16 protein-coding genes are annotated in these 22763 nt (G+C 66.9%); 9 read left to right on the forward strand and 7 right to left on the reverse strand.

The genetic code is table 11. The features are described from left to right. Positions 1–46: 46 nt before the first annotated feature. The 5 genes from AB0L63_RS17275 to AB0L63_RS17295 all read right to left on the reverse strand — a co-directional run bounded on the left by AB0L63_RS17275 (position 47) and on the right by AB0L63_RS17295 (position 6779). Positions 47–580, reverse strand: coding sequence for a hypothetical protein (locus tag AB0L63_RS17275; protein WP_364501281.1), 534 nt, complete (start codon positions 578–580; stop codon positions 47–49). 67 nt (positions 581–647) lie between these two features. Further along, on the reverse strand, positions 648–1481 hold the full coding sequence (gene fdhD / locus AB0L63_RS17280) for a formate dehydrogenase accessory sulfurtransferase FdhD (RefSeq protein ID WP_364501284.1): 834 nt from the start codon (positions 1479–1481) through the stop codon (positions 648–650). After that, complete coding sequence (locus AB0L63_RS17285; RefSeq protein WP_364501864.1) at positions 1478–3787, reverse strand: FdhF/YdeP family oxidoreductase; 2310 nt, start codon at positions 3785–3787, stop codon at positions 1478–1480. Before AB0L63_RS17285 ends, fdhD begins: the two co-directional genes overlap by 4 nt. Positions 3788–3980: 193 nt before the next feature. Then, positions 3981–5726, reverse strand: a complete 1746-nt coding sequence (locus AB0L63_RS17290; RefSeq protein WP_364501286.1) for an FHA domain-containing protein — start codon at positions 5724–5726, stop codon at positions 3981–3983. A gap of 222 nt (positions 5727–5948) precedes the next feature. After that, positions 5949–6779 carry an NAD(P)H-binding protein gene (locus AB0L63_RS17295; protein ID WP_364501289.1) on the reverse strand — a complete coding sequence of 277 codons (831 nt, stop codon included), beginning with the start codon at positions 6777–6779 and terminating at the stop codon, positions 5949–5951. Between the two features lie 480 nt (positions 6780–7259). On the opposite strand from AB0L63_RS17295, the gene AB0L63_RS17300 reads away from it, so the two are divergent. Then, a complete protein-coding gene (locus tag AB0L63_RS17300) occupies positions 7260–7931 on the forward strand; it encodes a TetR/AcrR family transcriptional regulator (protein ID WP_364501292.1) in 672 nt (223 codons plus the stop codon). A gap of 20 nt (positions 7932–7951) precedes the next feature. Next, on the forward strand, positions 7952–8479 hold the full coding sequence (locus AB0L63_RS17305; protein ID WP_364501294.1) for a GNAT family N-acetyltransferase: 528 nt from the start codon (positions 7952–7954) through the stop codon (positions 8477–8479). Here the strand turns inward: AB0L63_RS17305 and AB0L63_RS17310 are convergent. Both AB0L63_RS17310 and AB0L63_RS17315 read right to left on the reverse strand, forming a co-directional pair. Beyond that, a complete protein-coding gene (locus AB0L63_RS17310) occupies positions 8476–10029 on the reverse strand; it encodes a glycerol-3-phosphate dehydrogenase/oxidase (RefSeq protein ID WP_364501297.1) in 1554 nt (517 codons plus the stop codon). The two genes, AB0L63_RS17305 and AB0L63_RS17310, sit on opposite strands and share 4 nt — an antisense overlap. 54 nt (positions 10030–10083) lie before the next feature. Then, positions 10084–10692, reverse strand: coding sequence for a helix-turn-helix domain-containing protein (locus AB0L63_RS17315; RefSeq protein WP_364501300.1), 609 nt, complete (start codon positions 10690–10692; stop codon positions 10084–10086). Between the two features lie 185 nt (positions 10693–10877). Here AB0L63_RS17315 and AB0L63_RS17320 point away from each other — a divergent pair, with 185 nt between their 5' ends. The 7 genes from AB0L63_RS17320 to AB0L63_RS17350 all read left to right on the forward strand — a co-directional run bounded on the left by AB0L63_RS17320 (position 10878) and on the right by AB0L63_RS17350 (position 22752). After that, positions 10878–12455, forward strand: a complete 1578-nt coding sequence (locus AB0L63_RS17320) for an FAD-binding oxidoreductase (protein WP_364501866.1) — start codon at positions 10878–10880, stop codon at positions 12453–12455. After that, complete coding sequence (locus AB0L63_RS17325; protein WP_364501303.1) at positions 12452–13408, forward strand: YegS/Rv2252/BmrU family lipid kinase; 957 nt, start codon at positions 12452–12454, stop codon at positions 13406–13408. The genes AB0L63_RS17320 and AB0L63_RS17325 overlap by 4 nt, the downstream gene beginning before the upstream one ends. Before the next feature lie 554 nt (positions 13409–13962). Continuing rightward, on the forward strand, positions 13963–16641 hold the full coding sequence (locus AB0L63_RS17330; protein WP_364501306.1) for a valine--tRNA ligase: 2679 nt from the start codon (positions 13963–13965) through the stop codon (positions 16639–16641). Positions 16642–16727: 86 nt separating this feature from the next. Further along, the gene (locus tag AB0L63_RS17335) at positions 16728–18098 is read left to right on the forward strand and encodes a folylpolyglutamate synthase/dihydrofolate synthase family protein (protein WP_364501869.1); all 1371 of its coding nucleotides are present in this window, start codon (positions 16728–16730) and stop codon (positions 18096–18098) included. A 187-nt stretch (positions 18099–18285) separates the two neighbouring features. Then, entirely contained in the window at positions 18286–18627 is a 342-nt protein-coding gene (locus tag AB0L63_RS17340) for a DUF4233 domain-containing protein (RefSeq protein ID WP_364501871.1), read from the forward strand. A 45-nt stretch (positions 18628–18672) separates the two neighbouring features. After that, positions 18673–19089, forward strand: coding sequence for a nucleoside-diphosphate kinase (gene ndk, locus AB0L63_RS17345; RefSeq protein WP_364501309.1), 417 nt, complete (start codon positions 18673–18675; stop codon positions 19087–19089). A gap of 561 nt (positions 19090–19650) precedes the next feature. Beyond that, on the forward strand, positions 19651–22752 hold the full coding sequence (locus AB0L63_RS17350) for a translation initiation factor IF-2 N-terminal domain-containing protein (RefSeq protein WP_364501312.1): 3102 nt from the start codon (positions 19651–19653) through the stop codon (positions 22750–22752). The last annotated feature ends 11 nt before the right edge of the window (positions 22753–22763 follow it).

A 22763-nucleotide genomic window follows, 5' to 3' on the forward strand; every position in this document is an offset into this window, starting at 1 on the left:
AACGCCCCACAGCATGCTGTGGGGCGTTGCTGTTTCGGGCGGGCGTCTACCTGGTCGTACGGCGGCGGGGAAGGCGGAAGGTGATGGGGTCGGGATCGCGCAACTGCGGTCCGCGCGGGGTGACCAGGATCAGGGCCAGGCCGAGGGCGACGATCAGCGTCGCGCCGATGACGCTGAGGGTGAAGCTGGCACCGCCCATGTCGGCGGGTTTGTGGAAGGCGTGATAGATCAGGTGCGGAAGGCCGAAGACCAGCCAGCCGAGGCCCGCAACCTGAGCAAGTGCGCTGCCGCCGAGCAATAGCGCGGCCAGTGTCACCGCGGTCAGCGCCAGGAAGAACGAGCCGACATCGGAGGCCAGATGATGGTTGTACGGGCCGTCCGCGCAGATCCACTGCATGCCGAAACCCGGAAAACTGGTGTACCAGGAGTGCGGCGCGAAGACCGCCCACAGTCCGACTACCGCGCCCTGAAATGCCAATACCCCCAATATGATTCGCACCGCGAGCCAGCGATTGCGCTGCTGTTCGAACCGCATCCGCACGCGTAGCCCGCCGGATGTGCCATCTACCGTGATCCGCATCGGTCTCTCCGTTCGTCGCCGAACCAGGATCTGGTGCTGCAACCGTAAGTCGGACCTCAGGTCACGATCAATAGGCTGCGACCTCGTCGGTGATGGTCAGCCGGTCGGGGCGGGAATAGATGTTCATGGTGTCGCCGCGCAAGAAGCCGGCCAGGGTGAGGCCGGCTTCGGCGGCCAGATCGATGGCCAATGAGCTGGGCGCCGAGACGGCGCCGAGCATCGGGATGCCCGCCATCACGGCCTTCTGGACGAGTTCGAAGGAGGCCCGGCCACTGACGATGAGCACGAGATCGTTTGCGGGGATCCGGTTTTCGAGAACGGCCCAGCCGAGCACCTTGTCGACGGCGTTGTGTCGGCCGATATCCTCGCGTACGGCGAGTGCGGTGCCGTCGGAGGTGAACAGTCCCGCCGCATGCAGACCGCCAGTGGCATCGAAAACCGTTTGGCGGGTGCGTAACCGGTCCGGCATGACGGCGAGGATTTCGGTGTCGACGGTGATCGAGGTGGTCGGCAGCGGGAATCTGGTGCGGGTGCGGACCTCGTCGAGTGCGGTCTTACCGCAGAGACCGCATGCGCCGGTGGTGAGAAAGTTGCGACCATGCACCGGGATCGGGGTGCGCAAGCGGACATCGAGGACGTTGTAGGTGTTCTGGCCGTTCTCGTCGGTACCCGCGCAGTAACGGGCGCTCACCACATCCTCGGCGGCTTGAATGATGCCCTCGCCCAGGAGAAATCCGTGCACCAGCTCGATATCACTGCCCGGCGTGCGCATCGTGACGGTGAGCGATTGACCGTCGATGCGCAGCTCCAACGGTTCTTCTACCGCAACGGAATCCGGCCGCTCGATCACGCCGTTGGGGGAGATGCGGTGCGTCTTGCGGCGTGCGGTCACTCTACTCACGATGGCTGCCCCACATGGACATGCGGCTCCACCCGGATGGTCACCGCCTTGGACACAGGCGTATTCGACCGTGCCGCAACGTGATCCAGCGGAACCAGGGGATTGGTCTCGGGATAGTAGGCGGCGGCATTGCCGCGCGGGGTCGAATATTCGACGATACGGAAGCCGGTCACTGTGCGTTCGGTGCCGTCGGTCCATTCGGAGATCAGATCCACCAGATCGCCGTCCACGAAACCGAATTCGGTGATGTCGTCGATATTCATCAGAATCACCTTGCGGCCGCCGTGCACGCCGCGGTAGCGATCATCCAAGCCGTAGATGGTGGTGTTGTACTGGTCGTGGCTGCGCAAGGTCTGCAGGATCAACCGGCCTTCGGGGACCGGTACCCAGGTCAATTCGTTCACCGCGAAGTTGGCTTTGCCGGTGGCGGTGCGGAATTCGCGGGAGTCGCGCGGCGGATGCGGCAGTACGAAGCCGTTGCGGTCACGCACCCGCTTGTTGTAGTCGGCGCAGCCGGGCACGACACGGGCAATCGCATCGCGGATCTTGTCGTAGTCCTGCTGGTACTGCGCCCACGGCACCGGGTGATCGGCGCCGAACAGTGTCCGCGCGAGTTCGCAGACAATGGCGACTTCGCTGCGCAGGTGCTCGCTGACCGGCTTCAGCCGACCAGTGGACAGGTGCACCATCGACATCGAATCCTCCACCGACACCTGCTGTTTGGTGCCGTTCTGCAGGTCGAGATCGGTACGGCCGAGGGTGGGCAGGATGAGTGCGGTCGCGCCGTGCACGACGTGGCTGCGGTTGAGTTTGGTAGAGACGTGCACGGTCAGCGCGCAACTGCGCAGCGCGGCCTCGGTTACCTCGGTATCCGGGGTGGCGGAGACGAAATTGCCGCCCATGCCGAAGAACACCCGTGCCGCACCCGCACGCATGGCACGGATGGCAGCAACAGTGTCGTAACCGTGTTCGCGCGGGCTGGTGATGCCGAATTCGCGGTCGAGTGCGTCCAGGAAGGTGTCGGGCATCTGTTCCCAGATGCCCATGGTGCGGTCACCCTGCACATTGGAGTGGCCGCGCACCGGGCATACGCCTGCACCGGGCTTGCCGATCATGCCGCGCAACAGCAGCAGATTGGTCGCCTCCTCGATGGTGGCGACGCCGTGCTTTTGCTGGGTCAGGCCCATAGCCCAGCAGATGATGACGTTCTTCGATTCGGCCAAAAGTGTTGCGGTGCGGTGCAAATCGTCGTCGGTAAGTCCCGTTGCCGCTCGCACCGTGGCGAGATCGACCGCGCGCATATTCTTTTCGTATTCGACGAAGCCAGCACAATGCGCATCGACGAACTCGCGGTCGACCACCGTCCCCGGCGCGCGGTCCTCGGCCTCGAACAGCAGTTTGCCCAAGCCCTGGAACAGCGCCATATCGCCGCTGAGCCGGATCTGCAGGAAGTCGTCGGCGATGGCGACACCACTGGTGAAACCTTTGACCGTCTGCGGGTCGCGGAAGCCGAGCAGTCCGGTCTCCGGCAGCGGGTTGACCGCGATGACCTTGGCGCCATGTGCCTTCGCGTCCGCCAGCGCGCTGAGCATGCGCGGATGATTGGTGCCCGGATTCTGGCCCGCGACAATGATCAGATCGGCCTTGCCGAAGTCGTCGATCGAGACCGAACCCTTGCCGATGCCGATGGAACTGGTCAGTGCGGCGCCGGAGGATTCGTGGCACATATTCGAACAGTCCGGCAGATTGTTCGTGCCGAAGCTGCGGACCAGCAATTGGTAGAGGAATGCGGTCTCGTTTGCGGTGCGGCCCGAGGTGTAGAACAGGGCCTCGTCGGGGGAGTTCAACGCCCGCAGGTGCTCGACAATGAGCCGGTAGGCGTCATCCCACTCGATGGGCGTGTAATGGGTCGCGTCGGGGCGCAGCACCATCGGATGGGTGAGGCGGCCCTGCTGGCCGAGCCAGTAACCGGATTTGCTGGCCAGTTCCTCGATCGAGTGCTGAGCGAAGAATTCGGGGGTGACGGTGCGCAGCGTCGCCTCCTCGGCGACGGCCTTGGCGCCGTTCTCACAGAACTCGGCCGGGCGGCGATGCCCCGTCGGCTCGGGCCAGGCGCAGCCGGGGCAGTCGAAGCCGTGCACCTGGTTGACGCGGGCCAGCGTGCGCGCGGTGCGCAGCACCCCCATCTCCTCGACCCCGCGTTTGAGGCCGACGGCCACGGCCGTCACGCCCGCGGCCTGCTCCTTGGGCTGGGTCACGGTCAATGCGGACTCGTCGATGTCCTGTGTCGGCCCATTGCGGTGCATGCTGGACATTGTCCTCTCCCCAGGAATTTTGTCGCGGACCACCCTTTGTCCCGATCCCGGAGTCGTCGGCTCCTGTGCCTCCCGGAGCGGATCGATGCTCGTCCGGATGGACTGTTCGCCGCCCTCCGCGATGCGGAGTTTCGTCGGTGACGCTTGGGTTCTCCCCCACATGTTGGCCGTCGGTGCGAGCTGATCAGGGGCGTCGGCGTTTGCTGGTGGCTCGGGTTGGGTGCTTCGGGCCGTCGTCGGTGCGGTAGGTGAGGATGCGTTGGCCGATGCGCAGGCTCCAACCGGGGTGCAGTTCGGTGGGGGTGGTGCCGATGCGGGTCCATTCGTCGGCGCCGGGGGCGGCGATGAAGGTGCCTGCGGGGGTCGCGGCGTCGCGGACGTAGACCTTGCCGCGGTCGACCGAGACGTAGGCGTGCACCCGCGAGACGTGGCGGTCGCGCGGGACAGCGAGGGGTGTGGCGGTGGCCGCACGTACCGTCTCGTCCATCGCCGGGCTGCGGCCGACGACGTACGGTCGGTCGAGCGGATAGGCGGTACCATCCGCGAGAACCAGCGTGCCGACGGGCTGCCCCGCCCCCGAGTTCTCCGTGTTGTTCGCGCTGCCAATCGGTCGCAGTGGCCGCGGTCGCAGCCCGTGCAATGCCGGAATTTTGTGCAGTGCAATCGGTTCCGGCCGCACTGCCACCTCCGCCTGCGTGCCAGCGGCCTCCGCCCGTTCCTGGGCGGACATGGCCTGGGTACCGATCTCCTCCGGCGCACTTGCCTGCCCGGACCCACCGGACGGTGCCGAACCACTCGCCCGCGCTTCCGACGATGTGGCGCCCGGCCGGGCAACTGCCGGCGATCCCGCGGGCCCGACCTTATCGGTCGACTCGTCGAATCCCACGGCCCGCGCCGGCGATCCCGGTGTGGACCGGCCAGCGTCGGTCGATCCTGCCTTTTCGATCGGTTCGGCGGAGTCGGCGATGGATTGTTGCGGGGATCGTCCGGAGTGCGTCGTTTCCGGGGGTCCGGCCTCTTCGGTGGGTCGGGCGTCGGCGGCGGATCGCTGCTGGGTTCGGCCGGTGTGTATCGATCCGGTCGGTTCTGCCTTCGCGGTCGGTCCGTGTGCGGCGGATCGCTGCGAAGACCCGGGAGGGTGCATCTCGCTGGCCGAGCGCCCCTTCTCGGTGGGCTCGCTGGGGTCGGTCGACTGTGCGGAAGGTTCTCGAACGGATCCCGTCGGGCGGGCGGATTCAGCTTCGCGTGCGAAACCTGCGCCTTGGGTGCAGCCTTCGGCTGGTGCCGATCCGGCGGGTCGGGGCGTGCCGACGCGTTGGCCGGTCGGGATGGGCTCGGATTTTGCGGTCGCCTCGTTGCGGGCTTCCGATCCGGCCGCAGCGGTGGATTGGGGTTCGGCGGCGGGGGCGGGGGTGCCGGTGGTGCGGGCTCGGGTGGCTGTGGATTTTCCGATGCGGCGGGCAGCTATGCGGAGGACGAAACCGTTGCCGGGGATGATGCCGGCGCGCAGGTCGGTGCGTGGCAGTTCGTGGATCGGGAAGGCGGTATCCGCGCCAACCGCGATCCGCCGCACCGGTTCTTGCACGATTTCGTCCACCCAGGTGAATGCGCGGGCTCCGGAGAGCCGCCGGGTTCCTTCTGCGCCCTGGATCTCCGCGCTGACCTGTCCGCGCAGCAGGATGACGGTGCCGTCGGCGGTCGGTGCGATAACGCCGAACGGTGACGGCTCGGAATTGCCGCCGAAAACCACCGCGGCCAGCCGCTGTGCGATCGCTGCCCCGGGATACCGCGCATCCGCCACGGCCTCGATCGCGCCGAGTATCCGGTCCGTGGAAGGGGTTTCGCTCGCGAGATACACGACAACCGCACCGAAGCGTGCGATCAGACCATCGCCCGGCGCGATCCCCACGGTCGACGGGTCATTCCGCACCCGAGCCTCCTTCCCGGACCACTACCGGCGTCCAGCATAGAGTGGGCCGGGCGCCCGAAACCCGACCGCTAGCGCGCAAACGCGGTGATCCTTCCGCGCCCTCGATCGATGAGTGTCGTGGATCACTCGACGCTGCGAATCAACTGCTCCTCGCGCCGGTGCTGTCTTCTGCGAGCGAGCACACCAGTGTGCGACGACGCTGCGTGACCAGGCGAGCCGGGGTCAGCCGGTGAACTCGGACGCGTGGTCTTCGAGCCAGGTGGTGAAGGGGCGGGCGGGGTGGGCGGTCAGGGTGGTGACGGTGTCGGTGATCGGGGTGGGTACGCCGTCGCAGCGGCGCCAGTAATCGAGGAGTCCGTCTGCGTAGTGGGCCGGGATGAATTCGGCCATCTCCTGTTTCCACGCGTCGGGGGTGACGTGGGCGATGGTTGCGGTGCGGCCGGTGATCTTGGTGATCAGGTCGATCTGCGCGGTGAACGTCAACGTCTGCGGACCGGTGAGGGTGTAGGCACCACCACGGTGGTCCGGTTTGGTCAGTAGCGCATGGGCGCATTCGGCGATGTCGAGTTCGTGGATTGGATCGGCGTAGGCATTGGGGTAGGGGAGGCTGACGGGACGATCAGCCTTGATCGCGAACGACCAGCCGCGGGCATTGCCCGCGAAGGCGCCGGGACGCAGCATGGAGACGATCACCGGCGCACCGGCGAGTCCGAGCTCGGCGTCGAGGTGGGACTTTGCGACCGGATTGGTGGCCGCGGCCGGATCGAGCACTGCGGACGAGGAAAGCAACACGATGTGTTCGACTCCGGCTTCCGTTGCGGCGGAGACGAATTCTGTGCTGCACGCGGGCTCGGCATACAGGAACACCGAGGTGATGCCGTCGAGTGCGGGAGCGAAGGTGGCCGGGTTCCGCAGGTCGCAGGCGACGGCGGGAACTTCCGCGGGAAGCTGCTCAGGGCGGCCGGAGCCGACGCGGACGGCGTGGCCGTCGGCGCGCAGCAGGGAAATGAGATCGGTGGCGACCGCGCCCCGGCCTCCGGTGATGAGAATCATGAGAAGTCCTTGGGTGGAAGGTGATTCAGTGCTGCTCGGCGTGAGCATGGCGTGGTAGCAGCCACACCGGTCCGAGGCTGATCAACGTGACGGCCACGACGAGCACCAGGCTGACCGTCAGTGCGTGTGCCTCGCCGGAGCCGACTGTGTGGAAGTACACCGTCGTGACGGCGGCTGCGCCGATCGCGTTGGCGAGTTGCTGTACTGCGGAAAGGGATCCGCTGCCACTGGCCCAGATTCGGGCGCTGGCCTTGGTGTCCGGCGACGGGCTAGCTCGTGTGTGGGGGTTGTCATGTCCAGCTCTTGAGAAGGAAGGGAAGCGAACGTCGATCGTTACGAACGTCGTTCGGTCAGTGGACCATATGAGACGAACGGCGTTCGTGTCAAACGGTGTTCGTTGGGGCGTATGCTCCCGAATATGAGCGAGCGAATCATCGACACAGCCGCCTCAGCGGTGATGACGGAGAGCGAGGCGCCGTCATGAGTGCCGCACCCGTCAGCCGGCGGGCCCGTCCGGCGAAGGCGCCCCTCAGCCGTGAGGTCATCATCGAAACCGGTCTGCGCGTCCTCGATCGCGACGGTTTGGCCGCCCTCACCATGCGCCGCGTCGCGCAGGACCTCGATACCGGCGCGGCCTCGCTCTACGTCTACGTCGCCAACCGTGACGATCTGATGGCCGCCATGCTCGACCACATGCTCGGCACGGTGCCCGAGCCGATGGGCGATACCTGGCGCGACCGCCTCACGAGACTGGTCGAGACGACCGTCGACGCGATGTCCAAACATGAGGGGCTCGCCCTGGTCGCACTCGGCTCGATACCGACGAGCCCGAACGCCCTGCTGATCGTGGAGCGGCTACTTGCCCTGCTGGCCGAGGGCGGAGTGGACCCGCAGACCAATTCCTGGGCCGTCGACCTGATCTACCTGCACATAGCCGCACAGGCCGTGGAGCAGAGCGCGCACAACACCATGGGCACCAATGAGCAGGACTACGTCGCCGAGGTCGCCCGGCACTTCGCCGAACTACCCGCCGACCGGTATCCGACGCTGGCGGCCATGCGCGAACAGATGCTGGCGGGCGGCGGCGACGATCGGTCCCGCTGGGCGCTGCGTGCGCTGGTCAACGGCATCCTGGCGACTCCGGTCGAATGAATGGCGTGGGAGAATCGTTCATGCGGATGATTCGACCGGCGGTCGAGGACGACCTGCCGATATTGCAAGATATCGAGCGTGTGGCGGGCAAACCATTCGCCGACATCGGCATGATGGCCGTTGCCGATGACGATCCGCCGTCACTGGATATGCTCCGGGAATTCCAGCAGGCGGGCCGCGCCTGGATCTTCCCCGATGACGCCGGTCGTCCGATCGGCTATCTGATCCTCGGCATCGTCGACGGCAACGCTCATATCGACCAGGTCTCGGTGGATCCCGATCACGCGGGCAAGCGGATCGGCAAGCGGCTCATCGACCATGCCGTGCGTTGGGCGAAAGCCCAAGGGCTGCAGGCGATCACGTTGACCACCTTCATCGATGTGGCCTGGAACGGCCCGTACTACGAACGCCTCGGCTTCCGCTTTCTGGAGCCCGCCGAGGAGACCGCGGAACTACGCGAAATCCGGTCCGCCGAGGCCACGCACGGCTTAGACCTCTGGCCACGCGCCGCCATGCGAGCCGAACTCGACGCCTGGCAACTGGACTAATGCTGCTGTGCGAAGGCGGCCGCCGCGGCGGGCATGGCGGCCGCCCGGTCGGCTGGAACGAGACCGATCCGGGTGCGGCGGTCCAGCAGATCGTCGGTGTCGAGGGCGCCTTCATGCGTGATCGCGAAGGCGAATTCGGCTGCGGTGACGTCGATTCCGGGCGCGACCCGTTCGGCGAGGGCGGGATTGCGGTTCGTCAGCTCGAGTACGGCCGCGGACTCGCTGCCGTAGCGCTCGACCAGTACGGTCGGGGCGGTGATCCGGTCGCGAGCGGCGCCGGAGACCGCGCCCACCAACGGAAGTCGCTTGGTTCGGCACGGCCCAGCGGTGAGCTTGCCGTGCGTGATCGCCGCATCGACAGCATCCTCGGCCATGCGGCGGTAGGTGGTGAGTTTGCCGCCGACAATGGTGATGACGCCGGCGGGGGAATGTAGGACCGCGTGGCGGCGGGAGATATCGGCGGTGCTGTTATCGGCCGTCCGCAGCAGCGGGCGCAGTCCGGCATAGCTGCCGCGAATATCGCTGCGGGTCAAAGGCTCTCGGAGTGCGGTATTGATGGTGTCGAGGAGGAAATCGATTTCGGCCGCGGTGGGCTTCGGTTCGTCGGGAACCGGACCGGGGGCGTCCTCATCGGTGAGACCGAGGTAGACCCGGCCGTGTGCGGCGGGAAAGGCGAAGACGAAACGGCTGGTGCTGCCGGGGACGGGGACGGTCAGCGAAGCGGTCAGTCCGCCGAATGATTCGGCATCGAAGACCAGGTGGGTGCCGCGGCTCGGGCGCAATTCGATGCTCGTGTCGACTTGATCGGCCCAGACACCGGTGGCATTGATGACGGTGCGAGTTCGGATGGACATGGTGTCGCCGGTCAGGGTGTCGCGCAGGGTGGCCGAATCTCCGGTCACGTCAAGGGCTTCCACCCGAGTGAGGATCGTCGCGCCGTGTGCGGCCGCGGTGCGGGCCAGCGCGACTACCAGCCGCGCGTCGTCCACCAGCTGTCCATCCCAGGCCTGCAGGCCGCCACGCAGCCCGTCGCGGCGCACAGTCGGCGCCAATCGCAGCGCCTCGGCGCTGGCGACCCGACGCGAGCGCGGCAGTGTCGCAGGCGAAGTGCCCGCACTACGGCGAAGTACGTCCCCGGCGACGAAGCCCGCGCGGATCAAAGTCCGTTGTGCGATGCCGATTTCCGGAAGCAGCGGCACGAGCTGCGGCAGCGGACGAACGAGATGTGGTGCGGTGGTGGTGATCAGAATTCCGCGTTCGACCGCGCTCTCATGTGCGATACCGACCTGCCCGCTGGCCAGATACCGGAGCCCGCCGTGCACCAGCTTCGAACTCCACCTGCTCGTGCCGAAGGCCAGATCGTGGCGCTCCACCAGCACGGTTCGCAGTCCGCGCGCCGCGGCGTCGAGTGCGGCACCAGCCCCGGTCACACCGCCGCCGATCACCAGCACATCGATGTCGCCGCCGTCGCCGAGCCATTGCAGCTCACGGTTGCGGCGTCCGGCATTCAGCGCGGAATTTCCTTGAGCATCAGCCGAATTCGCAGTCATTACAATCCCTTTCGATGGTAGACGGATCGCCGGTGCCGAGGTTTTCGGTGGTTGTCATCGCGCCTTCTCGACGGGGGCCAGGTAGCCGTCGATCGCGCGGGTCAACTCGGTATCCAGCGCCGACCCGGCCAGCAGCGGCGCGACCGTACCGGCCGACTGCACCGCCGACTGCGCGATGAGTAGCAGCATTGTCGCCATCTGCGCGGGATCACCGGCGCGAATGGTGCCGTCCCGGTGGCCTTCCCTGATGCTCACACTGAACAGCTCGATCAGCGCGCGCTGGTTGCGGCCGAGGCGCCCGAACACATAGGTGAGCATCAGATCGGTATCGGTACGGAAAATCTTGCCGAACAACGGATTCGAGCGAATCGTTGCCGCACCCGCGACCACGCCCTCGACCAGCCGGGTGCGCGCATCGCCCGACGTCGGCATGGTGTCGGCGACGATCGCGCGCAGTTCGCGCACCAGCAATTCGGCAACCAGCGATCCGGTGTCGGGCCAGCGCCGGTAGACGGTCGGCCTGCTGACTCCGGCGCGGCGGGCCACCTCGGTGAGTGTGGTGCGACGCACCCCGAATTCCTCCACGCAGGCTCTGGCCGCATCGAGGATCGCGAGATCGGTGGCCGAGAGCGCGTCATCGGGGGCGGATGCTGCGGAGGTCATCGGATATCACCACCGGGTATCGGCGGCACCGAAGTGCCGGAAAATGGATGCCTGATCGTTACTGCTTGACAGTCTATGTCAAACTGTAACGCATGGTCGACAGGCAGCAGTACACCGACGAAATCGGACCGTCCGAGGCCGAGGCGTCCGCCGCAAACCCGGGCGCGCCGACGTGCGCGGCGAGTATGGTTTGGGACGCCTGGGGCATCCCCGCGGGACACAAGCCGCTCTCGGCTGCGATTCGGAACCTGTTGACGCAGGTATTCGGAGTGTCCGGTGACCCGGTGGCGCGCCGCGATGAGGGCGATGTGCCGCTACGCGAGTCGACACTGACGCCGACTCAACGGGACGGGTTGGTCGCGGTGGTCGGCGTGGGCGGCATTTCGGTCGACCACCACGATCGTCTGCTACACGCGGGCGGTAAGAGCACCCCCGACCTGCTGCGCCGTCGCGCCGATGGTCCACAAGACGCCCCCGATGCCGTCGCCTTCCCCGCCGATCACGAGCAGGTACTCGCCGTGCTCGGCTACTGCGCCGAGAATGCCATCGCGGTCGTACCTTTCGGCGGCGGTACCAGTGTGGTGGGCGGCGTCGATCCGGTCCGCGGTCGATTCGATAGCGTTATCGCGCTGGATCTGCGCCGCCTGGACGGAATTTCGGAGATCGATCCGGTCAGCGGCACCGCCACGCTCGGCGCGGGACTCGCCGGCCCCAAGGCCGAGGAACTCCTCGCCGCCCATCGACTTTCGCTCGGCCACTTCCCGCAGAGCTTCGAATTCGCCAGTATCGGCGGATTCGCCGCGACCCGGTCCTCCGGGCAGGCATCGGCGGGCTACGGTCGCTTCGACGACATGGTCCAGCACCTCAAGATCGCGACACCCAGCGGCACCATGGAACTCGGCCGGGCACCCGCCTCGGCCGCGGGCCCGGACCTGCGTGAACTGTTCGTCGGATCGGAGGGTGCGCTCGGTGTGATCACCGAGGTCACGCTGCGGGTGCATCCGGTGCCGGAAACCATCGGCTACCAGGCCTGGTCGTTTCCGGACTTCGAAACCGGCGCCGCCGCACTGCGTTCGGTGGTGCAGGCCGGTGCCGCGCCTACGGTGCTGCGGTTGTCCGACGAGGTGGAGAGCGGTGTCAACCTGGCGCGCTCCGCCGATATCGGCGGCGAGGCGGTGGCCGGTTGTCTGGCCATCACCACCTTCGAAGGCACCGCGGCGCATGTCGCGGCCCGTAGTGCCGAGGCGGGCGCATTGCTCGCGGCGGCGGGCGGGACCGCGCTGGGACAGACCCCGGCCCAGGAATGGGAGCACGGGCGTTTCGCCGCACCTTATATGCGCGATGCGCTGCTCGATCTCGGTGTGCTGTGCGAAACCCTGGAAACCGCGACCACCTGGTCGAATCTCGCCGCGCTCAAGGCGAGGGTGACTGCGGCACTGACGGATTCGCTCGCCCGGCAGGGGACCCCGCCGCTGGTGATGTGCCACATCTCGCACACCTATCCGACCGGAGCGTCGCTGTACTTCACCGTCATCGCCAAGCAGCTGGACGATCCGATCACCCAGTGGCGCATCGCGAAAGGTGCGGTCGGTGACTCGATCGTGGCCGCGGGCGCCACTATCACCCACCATCACGCGGTCGGCACCGACCATCGCCCTTGGATGCCGAACGAGATCGGTGAGCTGGGCGTGCGCGTACTGCGCGCGGTGAAGCGGGAAGTGGACCCCGCTGGCATCCTCAACCCGGGAAAGCTGGTCCCGTGACATCGGATTCGCGTCCGGTGCGCGCGATCACCGTGGTGACCAACCCGCAGTCCGGTGTCGGCAGAGGGCATGAGGTGGCCGCGGCCGCGCTGGCGCGCTTCGGCGCACATGGTGTGGAGGTCACCGAGGTGTGCGCGCCATCGGCCGCCGAATCCGTACGTCAGGTGCGGGATTCGATCACCGGCAGCGCCAAGCCGGATGCGGTGGTCTGCATCGGCGGCGACGGATTGATGAATGTCGTGCTGGAAGCCATCGCGCAGACCGGCGTGCCACTCGGCCTGATCCCCGCGGGCACCGGCAACGATCTCGCACGCGAAATCGGGGTGCCCACCGACGATCCCGTCGCGGCCGCGGACCTGATCCTCGGTGGCCGCACCCGCACCATCGACCTCGGCCGCATCGAATCACCCGCGCCCGGATGCACGCTCAAGTGGTTCGCCACCGTCACCGGTACCGGATTCGATGCGCGAGTCACCTTGCGCGCCAACGATATGCGCTGGCCCAAGGGGCCACTGCGCTACACCTTCGCCGCACTGGCCGAGATTTCCGGCCGCTTCACCGTGCCGTACCGGATCGAGCTGTCCGGTGTCGCGCCCGGCGCACTCGACAATCCCGACGCCGACGCCGTCATCGACACCGATGCCGTCATGGTGGCCATCGGCAATACCCGCACCTACGGCGGCGGCATGCTGGTCTGCCCGGACGCGGTCATGGATGACGGACTACTTGATCTGACTGTCGTAGGCGCGGTTTCACGCCTGGACATGCTCCGCCTGCTGCCCGCTCTGTCGGCGGGTAAGCGCATCGATCACCCGAAATCCAAGCAGTATCGCGTCGCCCAGGTGACGCTCACCGCTCCCGGCGCGCCCGCCACCGCCGACGGCGAACCGGCGGGCACTCTCCCCGTCACCCTCCGCGCGATCCCGAGCGCGCTTACCGTACTGGTCCCGTGACCTCACCGTCGAGCCGCGAAACCGGCCCGGCGTAGCTGGTCGATGATGGTTCGGTCGAGCATCCGGGGGCGGCGCCACGTCCGCGGTGTGCGGGCGGCAGACGCGCCGTCAGGCGCGGGAAAGGTGTGTTCCGGCGACCGTGTTGAGAACCCCTTCAAGAAGCTGAGAATTAGTTGTGGATTCCGGGCTGGGGCTCGTTTCGGCGGTAAGCTCCACGTGTAGGCGGAGTCTTCGGTGTCCCTCATCCACCGAAGACTCCGCCTTCTTTTCCAATGCACTGGCCCTTTGACACCGTGTCTGGAAACCATTCTGCCTTTCCAGGACCATCCCTTCGGATGTCCTCTTTGCGCACGAAGAGACTGCGCAACTCTGTGTCCGCTTCATCCGGGCTGCGGCCCAGCGCCTTCCAGTCCAGGGACATCTGTCACCGGGGCTCGCGCTCGGGGCTCCCGGACCCGAGGTGGTGCCCCGGATAGGCAGTCGGCCGCAGGGCGCCGACAGAGTTCTGCGACGCTCTTTTAGGAGCTCAGCGGTACCACCACTAGAATGCCGGGGTGACCAGCGCAGCCCCTGACAACCCGCGTAATCGTGCCGATGCCCTCCCCAAGAGCTGGGTTCCCAGCGAGGTGGAGGCCGAGCTGTACGAGGGCTGGGTAGCGGCCGGTTACTTCGCCGCCGATACCGCCAGCGACAAGCCCGGCTACTCGATCGTGCTGCCCCCGCCGAACGTCACCGGCAGCCTGCATATGGGCCACGCGCTCGATCACACCCTGATGGACACCCTCTCGCGCCGCAAGCGCATGCAGGGGTACGAGGTGCTGTGGCTGCCGGGCATGGACCACGCGGGCATCGCCACCCAGACCATCGTGGAGAAGCAGCTCGCGGTCGACGGCAAGACCAAGGAAGATTTCGGCCGCGAACTGTTCATCGACAAGGTCTGGGACTGGAAGCGGGAATCCGGTGGACAGATCCAGTGGCAGATGCGCGCGCTCGGTGACGGCGTCGACTGGAATCGCGACCGCTTCACCATGGACGACGGGCTCTCGCGGGCCGTGCAGACCATGTTCAAGCGCCTCTATGACGCGGGCCTGATCTACCGGGCCGAGCGCCTGGTCAACTGGTCGCCGGAACTGCGCACCGCCATCTCCGATATCGAGGTCAAATTCGACGATGTCGAGGGCGAGCTGGTGTCGCTGCGCTATGGCTCGCTCAAAGACGATGAGCCGCATGTGATCGTGGCCACCACCCGGGTGGAGACCATGCTCGGCGATACCGCGGTAGCGGTGCATCCGGAGGATCCGCGGTACAAGGATCTGATCGGCAGCACCATCGAGCATCCGATCACCGGACGCCGGATCCCGATCATCGCCGATGATTACGTCGATCCCGAATTCGGTACCGGCGCGGTGAAGATCACGCCCGCGCACGACCCCAATGACTTCGAGATGGGCCTGCGGCACAACCTGCCGATGCCGAGCATCATGGACGAGCGCGGCCGGATCACCGGCACCGGAACCGAATTCGACGGTATGGATCGGTTCGAGGCGCGGGTCAAGGTGCGCGAGCGGCTCGCCGGGGAGGGCCGGATCGCCGCCGAGAAGCGGCCGTACCTGCACAGTGTGGGGCATTCCGAGCGCAGTGGCGAGGCGATCGAACCGCGGCTTTCCATGCAGTGGTGGGTCAAGGTGGACTCGCTGGCCAAGGCCGCTGGCGACGCGGTTCGCAATGGCGACACCGTGATTCACCCGACCAGCCAGGAGCCGCGCTGGTTCGAATGGGTCGACAATATGCACGACTGGTGCATCTCGCGGCAGCTGTGGTGGGGTCACCGCATCCCGATCTGGTACGGCCCCGACGGTGAGGTGGTCTGTGTCGGTCCGGACGAGACCGCGCCCGAGGGCTGGGTGCAGGACCCGGATGTGCTCGACACCTGGTTCTCCTCCGGCCTGTGGCCGTTCTCCACCATGGGCTGGCCGGATTCGACCGAGGAGCTCCAGAAGTTCTATCCGACAAGTGTGCTCGTCACCGGCTACGACATCTTGTTCTTCTGGGTGGCCCGGATGATGATGTTCGGCACGTTCGTCTCCGACGATCATGTGCTCACCGCGGGTAAGGGCGGTGCGAAGCAGGTGCCGTTCAAGGATGTGTTCCTGCATGGCCTGATTCGCGATCAATATGGCAAGAAGATGTCCAAATCGCGCGGTAATGGCATCGACCCGCTGGACTGGATCAACTCCTACGGAGCGGACGCGCTGCGCTTCACCCTGGCGCGGGGTGCGCAGCCCGGTGGTGACCTCTCGGTCGGCGAATCGCATGCCCTCGCCTCGCGCAGCTTTGTGACGAAGCTGTTCAATGCCACCAAGTTCGCGCTCATGAACGGCGCGCAGCTGGGCGCGCTGCCCGATCGCGCCGCACTGACCGATGCCGACCGCTGGATCATCGATCGGCTCGAACAGGTTCGTGCCGAGGTGGATTCGGCCTTCGACGCCTACGAATTCGGTAAGGCGTGCGAGGCGCTGTACCACTTCGCCTGGGACGAACTGTGCGATTGGTATCTGGAACTGTCCAAGGTGCAGTTCGCCGCCGATGGTTCGCGCGCCGAGTCGACCAGCATTGTGCTCGGCAATGTGCTCGATGCGGTGCTGCGACTGCTGCATCCGGTCATCCCGTTCGTCACCGAATCGCTGTGGCGGGCGTTGACCGATGGCGAATCCGTCGTCATCGCCAGCTGGCCACAGGCTACCGGTGTGGCCACGGATGGCACCGCTGCACAACGGATTTCGGATACGCAGCGGTTGATCACCGAGATCCGTCGCTTCCGCAGCGATCAGGGGCTGGCCGATAAGCAGAAGGTGGCGGCCACGTTGATCGGCCTGGACGCCGCCGGTCTGACCGAACTGCACGATTCGGTGACCAACCTGGCCCGGCTCACCGAGCCCGGCGCCGAATTCGCCGCGACCGCCTCGGTCGAGGTGCGCCTGAGCGGGGCCACCGTGACGGTCGAGCTCGACACCTCCGGCGCCGTGGACCTGGTCGCCGAACGCCGTCGTCTGGAGAAGGACCTCACCGCGGCCGAGAAGGAATTGGCAACCACCACAGCCAAACTCGGTAACGAGGCATTCCTGGCCAAGGCGCCGGATCAGGTGGTCGACAAGATCAAGGGACGTCGCGATGTCGCCGAGGCCGAGGTCGCGCGCATCGGTGCCCGGCTCGCGGAATTGAGCGACAAATGAACGCCGAACCGGAGCCACAGTACGCCGACGACGAGCATCCGAAGCCCCGGCTCGGGTCCGGGCCGTCTCCGGTGGATCTGGCCGAAATGGCGTTGGTAGAGGCGGAATTGGACCGGCGCTGGCCGGAGACCAAGATCGAGCCGTCGCTCACCCGCATCGCGACGCTGATGGATCTGCTCGGCTCACCCCAGCAGAGCTATCCGGCCATCCACATCGCGGGCACCAATGGCAAGACCTCGGTGACCCGCATGATCGATGCGCTGCTGACCGCACTGCACCGGCGCACCGGCCGGATCACCAGCCCGCATCTGCAGTTGGCCACCGAGCGGATCAGCATCGATAACGTGCCGATCACCCCGGCCAAGTATGTGGAGACCTACCGCGAACTGCTGCCCTACATCGAAATGATCGATATGCAGTCCGCCGCCGCGGATGGTCCGGCCATGAGCAAGTTCGAGGTGCTCACCGGCATGGCCTATGCCGCCTTCGCGGAGGCGCCGGTGGATGTCGCGATCGTCGAGACCGGGATGGGCGGCCGTTGGGACGCGACCAATGTCATCGGCGGACAGGTCGCGGTGATCACACCGATCGGTCTGGATCACACCGATTTCCTCGGCGACGATCTCGCGTCCATCGCGGGGGAGAAGGCCGGGATCATCAAACGTGCCCCGGAGAGCCTGGTGCCGCGCGATACCGTCGTGATCATCGCGGAGCAGGAACCCGAGGCCATGGATGTGCTGCTGCGCCGGGCTGTCGATGTCGATGCCGCGGTGGCGCGCGAGGGTTCGGAGTTTCGGGTACTGGCCCGCCAGATCGCGGTCGGTGGCCAACAGCTCGAATTGCAGGGCCTCGGCGGGGTTTACGACGAGATCTTCCTGCCGCTGCACGGTGAGCATCAGGCCCGCAATGCGGTGCTCGCACTCGCCGCGGTCGAGGCGTTCTTCGGTGCGGGCGCGGATCGGCAGCTCGATATCGAGGCGGTGCGTGCTGGTTTCGCGAGCGTCACCAGCCCCGGCCGGATGGAGCGCATGCGCAATGCCCCGACCATCTTCATCGACGCCGCGCACAATCCGGCGGGTGCACGGGCGCTGGCCGCGACGCTGACCGCGGAATTCGACTTCCGCAAGCTGGTCGGTGTCGTCGCAGTGCTCGGCGATAAAGATGTGGCCGGCATGCTGGACGCGTTGGAGCCGGTTTTCGACGAGATCGTCGTCACCAACAACGGGTCGCCGCGGTCGATGGATATCGAACGCCTCGCCGACCTCGCCGTGCAGCGCTTCGGCGACGAGCGGGTGGTCACCGCCGAGACCCTGCCCGATGCGCTGGAAACCGCCATTGCCATTGCCGAGGAGGTCGGCGATGCGGGCGAGATGGTTTCCGGTGCGGGCGTCGTGGTGACCGGGTCGGTCGTCACGGCTGGGGCGGCGCGGGCACTGTTCGGGAAGGATCCGGCGTGAGCGTCAGGCCCGGAGGAGGCAGCGCGCGTAACCACGGAGGGCCCCGCGAATGCCGCAATAGGCACAGCGTGAGTAAGGAGACAGCGTGACCGAGTCAACCGGCGACGCCGCCGAGCCCGAGCGGTTCGACGGCGCACCGCAGGTCCCTCCGCCCGCCACCGACCCGTGGAAGGGTCTGCGCGGTGTCATGGCGGGCACGCTGATCCTGGAGGCGATCACGGTGCTGCTCGCGCTGCCCGTGGTCGCCTCCGTTGGCGGCGGTATCGGCTGGTTCTCCGGTAGTTACCTGGTCATCCTCGCGCTGGTGATGATCCTCGGTGCTGGACTGCAACGTCGCCCGTGGGCGATCCCGTTCAATCTGGCCCTCCAGGTCCTGCTGATCCTCGGCGTCTTCGTGCACCTGTCCATCGGTGTCATGGGCGTCTTCTTCGGCGTCGTCTGGGGCTTCATCCTGGTGCTGCGTGCCGATGTCAAGCGCCGGATGGAACTGGGCCTGCTGCCCAGTCAACGCCGTCAGGGCTCTTCTTAGCCGCCGGTTCGGTAACCGGGGGTGTCGCCCATTAGGCTGTGCGCCGTGACTGAGCAGACGTTGGTACTCATCAAGCCGGACGGTGTGGCCCGTGGCCTCGTCGGTGAGGTGCTGGCCCGGATCGAGCGCAAGGGGCTGAAGATCGCCGCCCTGGAGCTGAAGCAGGTATCCGACGAGTTGGCGCGCGGCCACTACGCCGAACATGCCGAGAAGCCGTTTTTCGGTTCCTTGATCGAGTTCATCACCTCCGGCCCCGTCGTCGCGGCGATCCTGGAGGGTCCACGCGCCATTGCGGCGTTCCGCCAGATCGCCGGCGGTACCGATCCGGTCGAGAAGGCCGTCCCCGGCAGCATTCGCGGCGACCTCGCGCTGCAGACCCAGGAGAACCTGGTGCATGGCTCCGATTCGCCGGAATCGGCCAAGCGGGAAATCGCGCTCTGGTTTCCCGAGTTCCCCGCCTGATCCACGGGCCTTACGCGTGGACTGCGCGAGCCGATAACAGCGTCGGCGGCGGCGCGACACGGGATCCTCGCGTCCGTGAGGTGATGGGCGTGAGCTGCGCGAACCGGTGACATTGTCTGCGTCGCCGCGGGACGGGGCCTCGTGTCAGTGGGGTGAACTCGTGCGGCGATGGCGAGGCGTCGCCGCACTGTGTGGGATACTGGCAGTGGTTGCTGACGATATCGACTGTTCGCGCAGGTACGCGGACGATCGGTGTCGGATGGTAACCGGATGACGCTGCGGTTCGATGCCGATCATCGCTGCCACCGACAGCTGGCCCGTTGCTGGGGCCGGAGGTTCGCGTCGGCACGCTGGAGGAGCGCTCGCGCCGTGGAGTTCAGCCAACAGCCAGGCGCCGCGTGACCAGTTAGCCCGACCGACGAAAACCATGGGTGTTAACCGGGCATGCGGGGCGAGACCAATTGACCTCGCGCCAACCGCGTGAGGTGGACGGACAGTGCCCCCGCGTCGGCCGCGTCACTCCTGCCAGGAGGGACGCGCCCGGGGACCCGAGGAGACTTCGTGGCCGATCAAGAGCCGCTGACAACAACATCACAGGATGCCGAACAATTGCCGGAGCGAATCCGAGTTCACGCGCTTGCCAAGCGGCTGGGGGTAACCAGCAAACGCATCCTGGCCAAGCTCGCCGAGTTGGGTGCCGACGCACGTAGTGCGCAATCGAATGTCGATCGAGCGGTAGCGGAAACGGTCCGCGACGCGCTCGGCACGGTGGAATCCGAGGCCGAGGCTCCCGCGGCCGTCCTCCAAGAGCCAGCCGCGTCCGATCCGGTCGTCGTCGCGCCGGAGCCGCTCGCCGTTCAGCCCGAGCCGGGCCCCATCTTCTCCGCAAGTGAGCAGCCCGTCGCCCACCAGCCGACGCAGCTGTTCACCCCACCGGTTCCGCAGGAGCCGCATATCGCGACGCCGGTTGTCTTCGAGGTCGCCGCACCGCTGTTCCTGCCGCCGGACGCCGCGGCCGCCGAGGAGGCGCGTCGGCAGCGTCGGGCCGAGCGCGATCACCGTCGCGCCGAGGAAGCCACGGTCGAGACCGTCGAGGAAGAGACCGAAACCACCGAGGACGAGTCGAGCGAACAGCAGGACGATGCGGATCAGCCGCGCCGTCGGCGGCGGGGCCGTCGTGGTCGCGGACGTGGTCGGGGTGAACAGCACACCGACTCCGAATCCGAGGGTGACGAAAGCGAAGCCGCGGAGGAGGCCGCCGAGGACGAGCGGTCCGCGGAGCACGCTGCCAAGAGCGAGGCCGAAGCCGAGCCCAGCGACGACACCGAGACCGAGGACGAGGAATCGGGTGTGCCGGAGGGTTCGAGCCGCCGTCGCCGGCGCCGCCGTCGCCGCAAGGTGGCGGGGGAGGGCGCCGAGAGCGAGGGTGTCTCCGATGACGACCCGCCGAATACCGTCGTGCACGAGCGTGAGCCGCGCAATAAGAGCCGCAGCCGCACCACCGTCGACGAGGTGCAGGGCATCACCGGCTCCACCCGGCTCGAGGCCAAGCGGCAGCGCAGGCGTGACGGTCGAGAGGCCGGTCGCCGTCGCCCACCGATCCTGACCGAGTCGGAGTTCCTGGCCCGCCGTGAGGCAGTGGACCGGGTCATGGTCGTGCGCGAAAAGAGCTTTACGGATCACCCGACCGCGACCCAGGTCGCGGTGCTCGAGGACAACATCCTGGTCGAGCACTTCGTCACCAATACCGGCTCCGCATCGATGGTCGGCAATGTCTATCTCGGCAAGGTGCAGAATGTGCTGCCCTCGATGGAGGCGGCATTCGTCGATATCGGCCGCGGCCGCAACGGTGTGCTCTACGCCGGTGAGGTGAACTGGGAGGCCGCCGGTCTCGGCGGTAAGGAGCGCAAGATCGAGCAAGCGCTCAAACCTGGCGATCAGGTGCTGGTCCAGGTCTCCAAGGATCCGGTCGGGCACAAGGGCGCGCGGCTGACCACCCAGATCAGCCTGGCCGGACGCTTCCTGGTGTACGTACCGGGCGGTTCGTCCACCGGTATCAGCCGCAAGCTGCCCGATACCGAGCGCAAGCGACTCAAGGAGATCCTGCGCGATATCGTGCCCGCCGACGCCGGGGTGATCATCCGCACCGCGTCCGAGGGCGTCAGCGAGACCGAGCTGGCTCGCGACGTCGAACGGTTGCAGGCGACTTGGCGCACCATCGAGAAGGCCGCCGAGGCCAAGGACAACAACACTCCCAAGACGCTGTACGAAGAGCCGGACCTGTTGGTCAAGGTCATCCGTGACCTGTTCAACGAGGACTTCTCCAAGCTGGTCATCGAGGGTGAGCGGTCCTGGAGCACCGTCGAGAACTACATCCGCACGGTTGCGCCGGATATGCTCGCCCGAGTCTCCCGGCACGAGAACAACGGTGTCGATGTCTTCGAGACCTATCGGATCGATGAGCAGCTCGCCAAAGCGCTCGATCGCAAGGTGTGGCTGCCCTCGGGCGGGACCCTGGTGATCGATCGGACCGAGGCGATGACCGTCATCGACGTCAATACCGGCAAGTTCACCGGTGCCGGTGGCAGCAATCTGGAAGAGACGGTCACCAGGAACAATCTGGAGGCGGCCGAGGAGATCGTGCGCCAGATGCGGCTGCGCGATATCGGCGGCATGATCGTCGTCGACTTCATCGATATGGTGCTGGAGTCGAACCGGGATCTGGTGCTGCGCAGGCTGACCGAGGCATTGGGCCGCGACCGCACCCGCCATCAGGTCTCCGAGGTGACCTCGCTCGGCTTGGTGCAGATGACCCGCAAGAAGCTGGGCACGGGGCTGGTCGAGGCGTTCTCGACGACCTGTGAGCACTGCCACGGTCGAGGCATCGTCGTGCACACCTATCCGGTGGAGCTGGCGGGCGCCGAGGACGGTGCGCGCGGTGGCCGGGAGACCGGGTCGCGGCGGCGCCGTGGCCGGGACAAGGGCGCGGCGGCGAGCGCGCCGGCGGCGACCAATGGCACCGGGCATGCTGTCGAGGACGAGGCGGAGATCGCGGTCAAGCGGGCGCATCCGGTGGCGTTGGCGATGGCGGCGCATCAATCGGAGGAGGCGGCGCACGCCGAGGATGCGCACGCGGACGATGTCGCGGACATCGAGGTGGTTGCGGAAGCCGCAGCGGTCGATACCGATGTCGTCGCGGCGACCGATGCGGCTCCGGTCGAGGAGGTCGTAGTTGCCGAGTCCGTTGCGGCGGTCGCCGAGGAGGTCGCGGCGGCGGAAGCGGTGGCCGAGGAGGCCATCGAGCCCGCAGCCGAGGAGGTCCTGGCACCGGTCGGTGCTCGGATTTCGAGCTCGGTGGCCGATGAACCCGCGGTGCCCGCCGTAGTGCCGGTTGTGCCATCGGAGGCACCTGCCGCAGCCAACGGTGTTCCCGAATCCGTGGCGCCCCGTACGACCGGCCGCAGACGTCGCGTGGCGCGTTCGGCCGCCGCACCGGCCGCCGACAGCACCAGTGCGGTCTTCGTGCTGTCGACGGCGGATCAGGCGTCCGCAGGGCCCGTGGTGGACTACACGGCGGATGTGCCGGTCGTGGTGCCGACGCGCAAGCCGCGCCGCCGGGCCGTCGGTCGTCCGGCCGGACCGCCGGTGGACGACGCGAACTGATTGCCATAATC

The sequence above is a fragment of the Nocardia sp. NPDC051990 genome (assembly GCF_040680755.1).
Lineage (GTDB): Bacteria > Actinomycetota > Actinomycetes > Mycobacteriales > Mycobacteriaceae > Nocardia.